Source organism: Streptomyces sp. SCA2-17 (assembly GCF_044336695.1).
On record NZ_CP117521.1, the window covers coordinates 498,886 to 510,875 of the forward strand.

Here is an 11,990-nt window from a genome sequence, read left to right on the forward strand (position 1 = left end):
GTGGAGATCAAGCCGCCGCGACGGTGCGCATCCGCAGCGCGCCGTCCCGGCGGTGCCGAACCGCGGCTCACACCTGCGCAGGGGCGGCGCTCAGCGCCGCGCCGTCACCGTGCTTTCCACCGCGAACAGTTGCTTCTCCACGTGGTCCAGGGCCAAGCGCAGCGCCCCCGTGGCCACTGCCGCCTCGCCGAGCATCGACTGAACCACCTGCGGGGGCCGCAGGCAGTAGCGGGCCAGTTCCGTGCGCAGGGGTTCCAGGACGCCGCTGAGGCCCGCCGCCCAGCCGCCGACGACGACCAGTTCGGGGTCCAGGGCCAGCACCAGCGCGGCCACGTCGTGCACCAGCCTGCGCATGAAGCGCTGCACGGCCGCGGCGGCCCGCTCGTCGCCCTCACGCGCGAGCGCGAAGACCTGCGCGACCTGCGCCTCGTCCAGCGGGTGCAGCGGTTCGCCCGTGGTTGACAGCACCTCTTCCGGGGTGGCCTCGCGCCCCAGCAGGTGCAGCGCGCCGATCTCGCCGGCCGCGCCCCCGAAGCCGCGGTGCAGCCGCCCGCCGATCAGCGAGCCGGCCCCCGGGCTGAGCCCCGCCAGGACGAACACGACGTCGTCGGAGCCGGTGGCCGCGCCCTTCCAGTGCTCGGCGACGGCGGCGGCGTTCGCGTCGTTCTCCACCAGGACCGGGCAGCGGAACGAGCGGCGCAGCCGCTCCCCCAGCGGCAGGCCCGTCCAGCCGGGCAGCGCCGTGCCCAGCCGGACCGTACCGTCGGCCTCGACGATGCCCGGGGTGGCCACGCCGACCGCGCGCAGCCCGCTGCGCGGCACACCCGAGCGCGCCAGCAGGTCGGCGACGGCCTCCCGTACGCGGTCCAGCCGCTCGTCGGCCGGGGCCGTCTCCGCGACGTCCACGGACGCCGAGCCCGTGACGCGGCCGCTCAGGTCGGCCATCAGGGCGGCGATCCGGTGCGGCCCGATCTCGATGCCGAGCAGGTGGCCCGCCTCGACGCGGAAGCGGAAGCGGCGCGCGGGCCGGCCCTGGCGGCGGGCCTCGCCGCCCTCGGCGGGCGCCTCCACCACCAGGCCGGACTCCATCAGGCCCTCGACCACGCCCTCCACGGTCGGCCGGGACAGGCCGGTGACCTTGACCAGGTCCGTGAGGGTGGGCGCGGCGGCCAGCGGGGACGCCGGGGAGGCGGCCGTACGGAGCGCGTGCAGCACCACGGCCGAGTTGATCCGCCGCAGCAGGGACGGATCCCCGCCGGTGAGCCGCCCCAACGTCGCCGCCTCCTCGCGTTTACGCGTCCTTTGCCTACTGGCCGGATCGTATCGGGTGCGGTGGCCCGCGGCGAGCCTCGGGACTCGGCCGGGGGCAATCGGAGGGATCAGCCGTGGGATCAGCCGGGGGTCACGAACCCCGACTCGTACGCGGCGATCACCGCCTGGGTGCGGTCCCGCGCCCCGAGCTTCGCCAGCACCGCGCTGACGTGCGTCTTCACCGTCTCGGAACCGAGCACCAAGGTCTGGGCGATCTCCGCGTTGGACAGGCCGCGGGCCATGTGGCGCAGCACCTCCGCCTCGCGCGCGGTCAGGGCCGCCCGCTCCATGGCCGCCCGGGCCCGCTCGTTGCCGCGACCGGCCGCGAGGCGCCGCAGCGCGGCGGGGAACAGCAGCGAGTCGCCGGCCGCGACCGTGCGGACCGCCTGGACGATCTCGGCGGGCGCGGAGCGCTTGAGGAGGAAGCCGTCGGCGCCCGCGCGCAGGGCGTCGTAGACGTACTCGTCGTTCTCGAAGGTGGTCACGACCACGATCTTCGGCGGCGGGTCCACCGTGCGGAGGACGGCGCGGGTCGCCTCGATGCCGTCCAGGAGCGGCATGCGGACGTCCATCGCGACGACGTCCGGGCGCAGCTGACGGACCATCGGGACTACGGCCGCGCCGTCCGCGGCCTCTCCCGCGACCTCGATGCCGGGCTGCGCTTCGAGGATGGCGCGCAGGCCCGCGCGGACGAGCGGCTCGTCGTCGACGAGCAGAACGGATATGGGCACCGGGTCACTTTAGGTCAACGCGTTGTGGTTCCGGTGAGTGCTCATTCCGCCGGACCCGCCCTACGCCCCCAGCGGCAGCACGGCCCGTACCCGCCACTCCCCCTCGTGCACCCCCGTCTCGGCATGGCCGCCGAGGAGCGCGGCGCGTTCGCGGATGCCCCGCAGGCCGCTGCCTCCGCCGCTGACAGCGCTGCCCCCGAGCCCGGCCCCGGCCCCGGCCTCGGGAAGGGGGTTGCGGATGTCCAGCTCCAGGGCGTCCGCGCGGACCGCTATGCGCAGCGAGACCGGCACGGGGCCCGCGTGCCGCACCACGTTCGTGAGCGCCTCCTGGGCGATGCGGTAGCCCTCGCGCGAGACCGGGCCCGGCACGGCCTCCAGCGCGCCGGTGACGTCGGCGGTGACCTCGGCGCCCGAGCCCCGGGCGGCGGTGAGCAGCCGCTCGACGTCGGTCAGGGCCGGACGTCCCGCCGCCGGTCCGGACGCGTCCTCGCGCAGGACCTTGAGGACGCGCTCCAGGTCCTCCAGGGCGTGCCGGCCCGTCTCCTCGATGGCGGTCAGCGCCTTGTCGGTGAACTCGGGCGAGCCCGCGGCGCGCGCCGCGCCCGCCTGGAGCACGGCGACCGTCAGCGCGTGCCCCACGGAGTCGTGCAGCTCCCGGGCGAGCCGGTTGTGTTCCAGCAGGCGTTCGGTGCGCTCCTCCAGCGCGGCCAGGCGCTGGGCCGCCGAGGGGCCGAGGAGCGCCCGCGCGGCGCGCGCCGTCACCTCGCCCGCGGCGACGACGAAGGCCAGGAGCAGCGCCAGGGCCGCCAGGGCCAGGAGCGCGTACCACCAGTGGCCGCCCCGGGGCTTCCACAGCGACAGCACGCTCTCCGGCCGCCCGCCGCACGCGGCGCTGATGAGGTTCACCGCGAGCGTCGGCGTGTGCACCGAGAAGAAGGCCGTCAGCGTGCCCAGTTCGTAGCGCAGGACCAGCCACAGCACCGTGCGCCGGCGATCGCTCCACGAAGCCGAGGGCGCGGGCGTGAAGTCCGGCTCCCGGTCGTCCCGGCGGGCCGGGTGGAGGAGCAGCTGTGCCTGCATCCCCTCCGAGAGCCGCACCCTGGGGACCGTGCCGGCCACCACCAGCAGCGGCAGCGGCGCCACGAGGAGCCAGGCCCCCGCGAGCGTGTCGATGTTGGCGAGCCCGGGGAAGACGAAGGCGAACACCGTGGCGACGACGATCGTCATCACCAGGTGCAGCCAGCGGGTGTACGTGACCGCGCGGGTCACCGGGCGCAGGGGAGCGATCATGACGTCATCCTCCCAAGGCCGCCCGGAGGAGGCCCTCCCCCGCGTGGGGGAGACGGTCCCCACGCGCGGGGGAAGTGCCGCCCCCGGCCGGACGCGAGCCTTGGGACATGACTTCGATCGAAATCCGTGAACTCACCAAGCGGTACGGCCCGGTGCGCGCCCTGGACGGGCTCACCGTGACCGTCCGGCCGGGCCGGGTGACCGGCTTCCTGGGCCCCAACGGCGCCGGCAAGTCCACCACGATGCGCATCCTCCTCGACCTCGACCGGCCCACCGCCGGGACGGCCCTCGTCGGCGGCAGGCCGTACGCCTCGTTCGCCGAGCCGCTGCGGCACGTCGGCGCACTGCTGGACGCCTCGGCCGCGCACCCGGCGCGGACCGCCCGCGACCACCTGCTCACCCTCGCGCGCAGCAACCGCATCCCCGCCGGCCGCGTCGACACGGTCCTGGAGGAGACAGGGCTGGCGACCGCGGCCCGGCGGCGCGTGCGCACCTTCTCCCTGGGGATGCGGCAGCGGCTCGGCCTGGCCGCGGCGCTGCTCGGCGACCCGCCCGTGGTGCTGCTGGACGAGCCGGCCAACGGCCTCGACCCGGAGGGCATCGTCCAGTTGCGCCGGCTGGCCCGCCGACTGGCCGGGGAGGGGCGGACCGTCCTCCTCTCCAGCCACCTCATGAGCGAGATGGCGCAGACCGCCGACCACCTCGTGGTCCTGGGGCGGGGGCGGCTGCTGGCCGACGCGCCCCTGGACGAGTTCGTCGGCGGGAGCGCCTCGCTGGAGGAGGCCTACTTCGCCCTGACCGCCGGCTCCACCGAGTTCACGCACCAGGAAGGAACGCCGTCATGACCGCCGTCGCGCCCACCCCCGCGCCCACCCCCGCGCCCGCCCTCGCGCCCGTCCTCCGCTCCGAATGGGTGAAGATCCGTTCTGTACGGTCCCTGCTCGTGGCGCTGTCCGCAGCCTTCGTCTGTACGGTCGGCGTCACGCTGCTGGTCCACGCCATGGTCGGCAAGGCCGAGGCGGCGCACGCGGACTTCGAGCCGGTGTACGGCTCGTACTACGGCCTCAACTTCGGGCACATCGCCGCGGTCTGCTTCGGCGTGATGGCGGTCGCCGGGGAGTACGCGGGAGGCGGGATCAGGCTTTCGCTCGCCGCCGTGCCGCGCCGCGGCCTGTTCTTCGGCGGCAAGCTGCTCGTCGTGGGCGCCGCGGCCCTGCCGGTGGGCCTGGCGACCGGCTTCGGCTGCTTCCTCGGCGCGCAGGGCCTGCTCGGCGAGTACGGGGTGGGGCTGGGGGCGCCCGGCGCGCTGCGGTCGGCGATCGGCTGCGGGCTGTACCTCACGCTGCTGACCGTGTTCTCGGCGGGCGTGGCCGCGGTCGTCCGCAGCCAGGTCGGGGCGCTGTCCCTGCTCACGCCCGTGGTGTTCCTGATCTCGCCGGTCTTCGCCGGGGTGTCCGGCATCGGCAAGCTCGTGGCCTACCTCCCGGACCGAGCCGGCCAGCAAATCCTCCACCCCTCCCCCGAGGGCCCGCTCGGGGCCTGGTCGGGGATGGCCGTGATGGCCGCGTGGACGGCCCTCGCCGCGGCAGCGGGCTGGTGGTCCCTGCACCGCCGCGACGCGTGACCCCTCCGGGGAGGGCGGCGAGGGCGCGGTCCGGCGGTCCCGGACACGTTCAGGCCCCGCTCAGGCCGTGCCGTCCGCCGCCGCCCGCAACCGCGCGAACTCCTCCGCCATCTTCGGCAGTGGCCAGTGGGCGTTGAGGCCGCTCGGGTTGGGCAGGGCCCAGACACGCGTCGTGCCTATCGTCCGCTCCTGCGGGCCGATCTTCGCGTGCTTGTCGGCGAACGCGACGCGGTAGGCGGTCACGCCGACGACCGCCAGCCAGCGCGGCTTCAGCAGCCGCACCTTCTCCGTGAGGATGCGGCCGCCCTCGACGTACTCCGCGGTGCTCAGCTCGTCGGCCCGCGCCGAGGCACGGGCGACGACGTTCGTGATGCCCAGCCCGTAGTCGAGCAGTTCCTCCTGCTCGGCGGGGCGCAGCTGCCGCGGTGTGAACCCCGAAGCGTGCAGGGCGGGCCAGAAGCGGTTCCCCGGGCGGGCGAAGTGGTGGCCGGTGGCCGCCGACATCAGGCCCGGGTTGATGCCGCAGAAGAGGACGCGGAGGCCGTCCGCGACCACGTCGGGTACGAGGCGGTCGCGGGCGGCTTCCAGCTCGGCGGGTGTCAGAGGATCGCCCCCGGCGCGTACGCGGCGGCCTCCGGGTGGCGCTTGGCGATCTCCTCGATGCGGGAGACCACGACCCCGGCCTGGGCGGCGGCGGCGCCGGTGAAGGACAGCTTGTCGGCCATCAGGGCGTCGAGGCCGGCGCGGTCCAGCGGGATCCGCTCGTCGGCGGCGAGCTTGTCGAGGAGCTCGTTGCGCTCGGCGCCCTGCTCGCGCATGGCGAGCGCGGAGGCCACGGCGTGCTCCTTGATCGCCTCGTGGGCGACCTCGCGGCCGACCCCGGCGCGCACGGCCGCCATGAGCACCTTGGTGGTGGCGAGGAAGGGCAGGTAGCGGTCGAGCTCACGGGCGACGACGGCCGGGAAGGCGCCGAACTCGTCGAGCACGGTGAGGAAGGTCTCCATGAGGCCGTCGAGCGCGAAGAACGCGTCCGGCAGGGCCACGCGGCGCACCACGGAGCAGGAGACGTCGCCCTCGTTCCACTGGTCGCCCGCGAGCTCGCCGGCCATGGACGCGTAGCCGCGCAGGATGACCATGAGGCCGTTGACGCGCTCGCAGGAGCGGGTGTTCATCTTGTGCGGCATCGCGGAGGAGCCGACCTGGCCGGGCTTGAAGCCCTCGGTGACCAGCTCGTGGCCGGCCATCAGCCGGATCGTCTTGGCGAGCGAGGACGGGGCCGCGGCCAGCTGCACCAGCGAGGTCACGACCTCGTAGTCGAGCGAGCGCGGGTAGACCTGGCCGACGGAGGTGAACGCCTGGGCGAAGCCGAGGTGGTGGGCGATGCGCCGCTCCAGCTCGTCGAGCTTGGCGGCGTCGCCGCCGAGGAGGTCCAGCATGTCCTGGGCGGTGCCGACGGGGCCCTTGATGCCGCGCAGCGGGTAGCGGCCGAGGAGCTCCTCCAGGCGGGCGAAGGCGACGAGGAGCTCGTCGGCGCCGGTGGCGAAGCGCTTGCCGAGGGTGGTGGCCTGGGCGGCGACGTTGTGGGAGCGGCCGGCCATGACCAGCTCGGCGTTCTCCGCGGCCAGCTTGCCGAGGCGGGCGAGGACGGCGACGGAGCGGTCCCGGACGAGCTCCAGGGAGAGCCGGATCTGGAGCTGCTCGACGTTCTCCGTGAGGTCGCGGGACGTCATGCCCTTGTGGATGTGCTCGTGGCCGGCGAGGGCGTTGAACTCCTCGATGCGGGCCTTCACGTCGTGCCGGGTGACCTTCTCGCGCTCGGCGATCGAGGCGAGGTCGACCTGGTCGAGGACGCGCTCGTAGTCGGCGAGGGCGGCGTCCGGCACCTCGATCCCCAGGTCCTTCTGGGCGCGCAGGACGGCGAGCCACAGCCGCCGCTCCAGCGTCACCTTGTACTCGGGGGACCACAGGACGGCCAGCTCGGCGGAGGCGTAGCGGCCGGCCAGGACATTGGGGATGCGGGGCTTCACAGACACGCTGCCGAGTCTACTGTCGGTTGTTGCAGACTCCGGCACGGGGCTCGTTCGTAGCTTGCTACGAGCTACGGCGCCGGCTTCAGGGTGTACTCACAGCCCCTGACGGAGCTGCCGCCCTTGTCGGCCGCGACCTGCTTGCCGTCGACCTTGATCACGCAGGGCGGGGTGGCGAACCTGTCGTCGTGCTCGGGGCCGGTGCCGTAGACGGAGCCGGGGACCAGGGCCAGCAGGACGCCGTCCTTGGGGTCGGTGTCACGGAGGGTGACGTCGAGGGTCTTCGTCCACGGCAGGGAGACCTGCTCGGTGGCGTTGCGGTCCTTGGCCACGTAGGTGACCTGGGAGGAGCCCGTGCCCTGGAGCTCGAAGGTCACCCGGCGCACGGCCGGCTCGCTGCGGGCCACGGCGGCCCGGCGGGGTGCCGCGGCGGCGGCGCCGCTCCCGCCCGTCCCCAGCCCCGTCCCGCAGCCCGTCACCAGCGTGCCCGCCGTCACGGCCAGCGCCGTCCAGGTGACCGTCTTGCGCATGTGCTCCCCGCATTCCCCCGGCAGTGGCCCGTAGCCCGGTCCGGCGCGGAAGCAAGATCACTTCCGGCCGACGGTGATCATAGTGGGGGTTACGGGGCCCCCGTGGGGGTCCGGGACCTCCACGGGAACGCAGGGGACCTCAGCACGGGACTTCCGCGGCGCCCCCCTCCCGGATGCGGGCGAGCACCCGGCCGTGGAGGGCCGCCAGGCCGTCCTCGGGGACGGGCACCGGGCTGCCGGTGAGGGTGTACCACTCCTCGGCCCCGGTGTACTGGACGTCGACGCGGGCCTTTCCGCCGGGCAGGGCGGCGGTGGCGACGGTGAGGTCGCCGGTGATGACGCCGACGTCATCGGTCATCGCCCCGCCCGGCCCGGCGGTCACCTGGTCCACGAAGGGCCCGCCGGGCTGTCCGCCGGTCATCGGCTGCTGCTCGTGCTGCTCATCGGTCGCATGAGTCCAGCATGGCAGCAAGGGTGTCCTGCTCGCTCTGGGTCACGCTCAGCTTGTACACGTGCTTGACGTGGGTCCAGGCGCGGGAGTACGAGCACCAGTACGCGCCCAGCGGCGGCCGCCACTGGTCCGGGCTCTGGTCGCCCTTGGAGCGGTTGGAGGCGGCGGACACGGCGAACAGCTGAGGGTTGGTCAGGTCGTTGGCGAACCGCTTGCGCTGGTCGGTGGTCCAGGAGTCGGCCCCCGACCGCCAGGCGTTGGCGAGCGGCACCATGTGGTCGATGTCGAGCTGGCCGGCGACCGTGAAGTCCTTTCCGTCGTAGGCGCTGTGCCAGCGGCCGGAGACCGAGCGGCACTGGTCGTCGGTCTTCACGTCCTGGCCGTCGCGGGAGAGGACGACCTCACGGGTGTCGCAGGTGCCCATCTGCTTGACCCAGTGGGGGAACTTGGCGCGGCTGTACCCGGCCATCGAGTGCGGCAGTTCGACGGTGAGCCCGGCCAGCTCCTCCTTGACGACGGACGCCGAGGGCGCCTCCGGCGCGTCGTGCGGCACGGGCGGCGGCGCGGCCGAGGCCGGGGCGGCGGCGGGAGCGAGGGCGGCGGACAGGCACAGGGCTGCGGCGGTGGCGGCGCGGCGCCACCGGATTCGTGAGATCACAGACCAACAGATACCGGTAGCCACACTCTGATACGGGACATATACCCCGGACGGCGACGTGCCGGGGTGCCCCGTTGACGCCGGGGCCGGGCGCGCCACCTCATGTTCACGGCACGTTCGACCGCCGGGCACCTCACGCCGGTAGGAACACGCAGGCAGAGACGCGTACAGATACGCAGGGACGCGTGGGAACGCGTAGGGACACGCAGAGACACACCGTCGGGAACACCGAAGAGGAGGACTTCCATGGCGCACGGGCCCGGGTTCGGCGTGGGCAGACGAGCCGTCCTGCGGGGCGCGGCGGGTGCCGCCGCGGTCACCGCGCTGCCCGCGGCGGCCGGCGCGGCACCGGCCCTGGCGCTGTCCGGGCGGCCGGAGGCGCGGTGGGGCGTGCAGACCGGCGACGTGACGTCCTCGTCGGGCCTGGTGTGGGTGCGCGCCGACCGGCGCGCGCGGATGATCGTGGAGACCTCGGCCACGGAGTCGTTCCGCAAGGTGCGCCGCATAGCGGGCCCGCTCGTCGGGCCGGACACGGACTTCACCGGCCGCACGGCGCTGCACGGGCTGCCGCCCGGGGAGCGGATCCACTACCGCGTGCTGCTCGCGGACCCGGACGACCCGCGCCGCACCGGCCGCCCGGTCCACGGCACCTTCCGCACGGCGCCCGCCCGCCGCTCGGACGTGCGCTTCCTGTGGTCCGGCGACCTGGCCGGGCAGGGCTGGGGCATCAACCCCGACCGCGGCGGCTACCGCATCTACGAGCACATGCGCCGGCTCGCACCGGACTTCTTCCTCTGCAGCGGCGACAACATCTACGCCGACAGCCCCATCGCGCCGTCCGTGACCCTGCCGGACGGCAGCATCTGGCGGAACGTCACCACGGAGGAGAAGGCGAAGGTCGCCGAGACCCTGGCCGAGTTCCGCGGCGCGTTCCGCTACAACCTCCTGGACACCAACCTGCGCCGCTTCAACGCCGAGGTGCCGGCCGTCGTCCAGTGGGACGACCACGAAGTGCACAACAACTGGTACCCGGGCCGGATCCTGGACGACGCGCGCTACACGGAGAAGAGCGTCGACGCCCTGGCCGCCCGCTCGCGGCGCGCCTTCTCCGAATACTTCCCGGTCTCCACCCAGCGCGAGGACGGCGACGGCCGCGTCTACCGCGTCCTGCGCCACGGCCCCCTGCTGGACGTGTTCGTGCTGGACATGCGCACGTACCGGAACGCGAACTCGCCCGGCCGGCAGCCCGACGACGCGCAGGGCATCCTGGGCGCCCGCCAGCTGGAGTGGCTCAAGCGGGAGCTGTCGCGTTCGCGCGCCGTGTGGAAGGTGATCGCCTCCGACATGCCGCTGGGCCTCGTGGTCACCGACGGGCCCCGGGACTTCGAGGCGGTGGCCCAGGGCGACCCGGGCGCACCCCTCGGCCGCGAGCTCCAGATCGCCGAGCTGCTGCGGCACGTCAAGCACCGGCGGATCACCGGCACGGTCTGGCTGACGGCCGACGTGCACTACACCTCGGCGCAGCACTACGAGCCGGAGCGGGCGGCGTTCAAGGACTTCGCGCCGTTCTGGGAATTCGTCTCGGGCCCGCTGAACGCGGGCGGCTTCCCGGCGAACGCGCTGGACGGCACGTTCGGCCCCCGGCAGGTGTTCCTCAAGGCGCCCGCCACGGCCAACGTCCCGCCCGGGCAGGGCAGTCAGTTCTTCGGCGAGGTGGCCATCGCGGGCGACAGCGGCGAGCTGACCGTACGGCTGCGGGACGAGGACGGCGCGGTGCTGTTCACCAAGGTGCTCCAGCCGGGGCGCGTCGCACAGTGACGCCGTCGGCGGCTGGTGGGAAGGTGGGGCTGTCCGGCCGACCCGAGCGGAAGGTGGCTTGCCATGGCCGAGCAGGTGGACGTCGTCGTCATCGGGCTGGGCCCGGGCGGTGAGCATGTCGCGGGCCGGCTCGCGGACGCCGGGCTGAGCGTGGTGGGCGTCGAGGCGGAGCTGGTCGGCGGCGAGTGCCCGTACTGGGGCTGCGTGCCGAGCAAGATGATGATCCGCGCCGGGAACCTGCTGGCCGAGGCGCGGCGCGTGCCCGGCATGGCGGGCTCCGCCGGGCAGGTCGTGCCCGACTGGGCGCCCGTGGCGGCCCGGATCCGCGACGAGGCCACCGACGACTGGGAGGACCAGGTGGCGGCCGACCGCCTCACCGGCAAGGGCGGCCGCCTGGTCCGCGGGCGCGGCAGGCTCACCGGCCCGCGCCGGGTGGCGGTCGAGGGCGGCACCGGTGACGGCTCGCAGTTCGAGGCCCGGCTGGGCGTGGTGCTCGCGACGGGCTCGCGGCCGCAGATCCCGCCGGTGCCGGGCCTCGCGGACGTGCCGTACTGGACGAACCGGGACGCGGTCTCGGCCAAGGAAGCACCGCGCTCGCTGCTCGTGCTCGGCGGCGGCGCGATCGGCCTGGAGGTCGCCCAGGTCTACGCCCGCTTCGGCACGCACGTCACGATCGTGGAAGCCATGGACCGGCTGGTGCCGGGCGAGGAGCCGGAGGCCGGCGCCCTGCTGGCCGAGGTGCTCGGCCGGGAGGGGCTCGTCCTGCGCACGGGTGCCCGGGCCGCCGGCGTACGGCACGAGGGCGACGCGTTCGCGCTCGCGCTGGAGGACGGCACCGAGCTGACAGGAGATCAGCTGCTGGTGGCCACCGGCCGCCGCGTGGACCTGGCCGGGCTGGGCCTGGAGAGCGTCGGCCTGGACCCCGGCGGGCGGGCCCTCGCCGTCGACGGCCGGATGCAGGCCGCGCCCGGGCTGTGGGGCGTCGGCGACGTGACGGGCCACGGCGCCTTCACGCACGTGGCGATGTACGAGGCGGAGGTCGCCATCCGCTCGATCCTCGGCGAGCCCGGCCCCCACGCCGACTACCGCGCCCTGCCGCGGGTGACGTTCACCGACCCGGAGGTCGGCGCGGTGGGCCTGACCGAGCATCAGGCGCGCGAGAAGGGGCTGCGGGTGCGCACGGGCCTGTCGCGCGTGCCGTCCTCGGCGCGCGGCTGGATCCACAAGGCCGGCAACGACGGCCTGGTCAAACTGGTCGAGGACGCGGACCGCGGGGTGCTCGTCGGGGCGACGGCGGCGGGGCCCATGGGCGGCGAGGTGATGTACGGCCTGGCCGTCGCCGTCCAGGCGGAGGTCCCCGTGGAGACGCTGCGGCACATGATTTTCGCGTACCCGACGTTCCACCGGGGCGTCGAGGACGCACTCGCCGACCTCCGATCGCGGGAGTCCTTGCCGGACGGGGCGTAGACCCGTACGCACGGGTTACGGTGTCCACCTGACCGAATCAGGACAATTGGCGAGAACGCGTCGATTAACTCATCGGACACGCG

The 11,990-nt window shown here is 74.3% G+C and carries 12 protein-coding genes; 4 read left to right on the forward strand and 8 right to left on the reverse strand.

From position 1 onward, the window contains the following. Positions 1-90 precede the first annotated feature (90 nt). The 3 genes from PS271_RS02170 to PS271_RS02180 all read right to left on the reverse strand — a co-directional run bounded on the left by PS271_RS02170 (position 91) and on the right by PS271_RS02180 (position 3,332). Positions 91-1,272, reverse strand: coding sequence for an ROK family protein (locus tag PS271_RS02170; protein ID WP_398379592.1), 1,182 nt, complete (start codon positions 1,270-1,272; stop codon positions 91-93). A 119-nt stretch (positions 1,273-1,391) separates the two neighbouring features. Further along, the gene (locus PS271_RS02175; RefSeq protein ID WP_398379594.1) at positions 1,392-2,042 is read right to left on the reverse strand and encodes a response regulator transcription factor; all 651 of its coding nucleotides are present in this window, start codon (positions 2,040-2,042) and stop codon (positions 1,392-1,394) included. 60 nt (positions 2,043-2,102) lie between these two features. Next, entirely contained in the window at positions 2,103-3,332 is a 1,230-nt protein-coding gene (locus PS271_RS02180; protein ID WP_398379596.1) for a sensor histidine kinase, read from the reverse strand. A 107-nt stretch (positions 3,333-3,439) separates the two neighbouring features. Between PS271_RS02180 and PS271_RS02185 the strand changes: the two genes are divergently transcribed. Beyond that, a complete protein-coding gene (locus tag PS271_RS02185; RefSeq protein ID WP_398379597.1) occupies positions 3,440-4,177 on the forward strand; it encodes an ABC transporter ATP-binding protein in 738 nt (245 codons plus the stop codon). Then, positions 4,174-4,956 carry an ABC-2 transporter permease gene (locus PS271_RS02190; protein ID WP_398379599.1) on the forward strand — a complete coding sequence of 261 codons (783 nt, stop codon included), beginning with the start codon at positions 4,174-4,176 and terminating at the stop codon, positions 4,954-4,956. Before PS271_RS02185 ends, PS271_RS02190 begins: the two co-directional genes overlap by 4 nt. Positions 4,957-5,016: 60 nt before the next feature. Here PS271_RS02190 and mug read toward each other — a convergent pair whose 3' ends face one another. From mug to PS271_RS02215, 5 genes are all read right to left on the reverse strand, one after another. After that, on the reverse strand, positions 5,017-5,559 hold the full coding sequence (gene mug, locus PS271_RS02195) for a G/U mismatch-specific DNA glycosylase (RefSeq protein ID WP_398386624.1): 543 nt from the start codon (positions 5,557-5,559) through the stop codon (positions 5,017-5,019). After that, complete coding sequence (gene purB, locus PS271_RS02200; RefSeq protein ID WP_364964122.1) at positions 5,556-6,989, reverse strand: adenylosuccinate lyase; 1,434 nt, start codon at positions 6,987-6,989, stop codon at positions 5,556-5,558. Before purB ends, mug begins: the two co-directional genes overlap by 4 nt. Positions 6,990-7,054: 65 nt before the next feature. Beyond that, positions 7,055-7,513, reverse strand: a complete 459-nt coding sequence (locus PS271_RS02205; RefSeq protein ID WP_398379601.1) for a hypothetical protein — start codon at positions 7,511-7,513, stop codon at positions 7,055-7,057. A gap of 139 nt (positions 7,514-7,652) precedes the next feature. Beyond that, on the reverse strand, positions 7,653-7,934 hold the full coding sequence (locus tag PS271_RS02210) for a hypothetical protein (protein ID WP_398379603.1): 282 nt from the start codon (positions 7,932-7,934) through the stop codon (positions 7,653-7,655). A 19-nt stretch (positions 7,935-7,953) separates the two neighbouring features. After that, complete coding sequence (locus PS271_RS02215) at positions 7,954-8,619, reverse strand: GmrSD restriction endonuclease domain-containing protein (protein ID WP_398386626.1); 666 nt, start codon at positions 8,617-8,619, stop codon at positions 7,954-7,956. A gap of 249 nt (positions 8,620-8,868) precedes the next feature. On the opposite strand from PS271_RS02215, the gene PS271_RS02220 reads away from it, so the two are divergent. Together PS271_RS02220 and PS271_RS02225 are read left to right on the forward strand one after the other, a co-directional pair. Next, a complete protein-coding gene (locus tag PS271_RS02220; RefSeq protein ID WP_398379605.1) occupies positions 8,869-10,440 on the forward strand; it encodes an alkaline phosphatase D family protein in 1,572 nt (523 codons plus the stop codon). Between the two features lie 63 nt (positions 10,441-10,503). Next, positions 10,504-11,907, forward strand: a complete 1,404-nt coding sequence (locus PS271_RS02225) for a dihydrolipoyl dehydrogenase family protein (RefSeq protein ID WP_398379606.1) — start codon at positions 10,504-10,506, stop codon at positions 11,905-11,907. Positions 11,908-11,990: the final 83 nt, after the last annotated feature.

Bases quoted from the DNA above. Each gene is read 5' to 3' on its own strand.
- PS271_RS02205 (WP_398379601.1), bottom strand. From the start codon at position 7,513: ATGCGCAAGACGGTCACCTGGACGGCGCTGGCCGTGACGGCGGGCACG.
- PS271_RS02220 (WP_398379605.1), top strand. From the start codon at position 8,869: ATGGCGCACGGGCCCGGGTTCGGCGTGGGCAGACGAGCCGTCCTGCGG.
- PS271_RS02185 (WP_398379597.1), top strand. From the start codon at position 3,440: ATGACTTCGATCGAAATCCGTGAACTCACCAAGCGGTACGGCCCGGTG.
- PS271_RS02190 (WP_398379599.1), top strand. From the start codon at position 4,174: ATGACCGCCGTCGCGCCCACCCCCGCGCCCACCCCCGCGCCCGCCCTC.
- PS271_RS02225 (WP_398379606.1), top strand. From the start codon at position 10,504: ATGGCCGAGCAGGTGGACGTCGTCGTCATCGGGCTGGGCCCGGGCGGT.
- PS271_RS02180 (WP_398379596.1), bottom strand. From the start codon at position 3,332: ATGATCGCTCCCCTGCGCCCGGTGACCCGCGCGGTCACGTACACCCGC.
- PS271_RS02210 (WP_398379603.1), bottom strand. From the start codon at position 7,934: ATGACCGGCGGACAGCCCGGCGGGCCCTTCGTGGACCAGGTGACCGCC.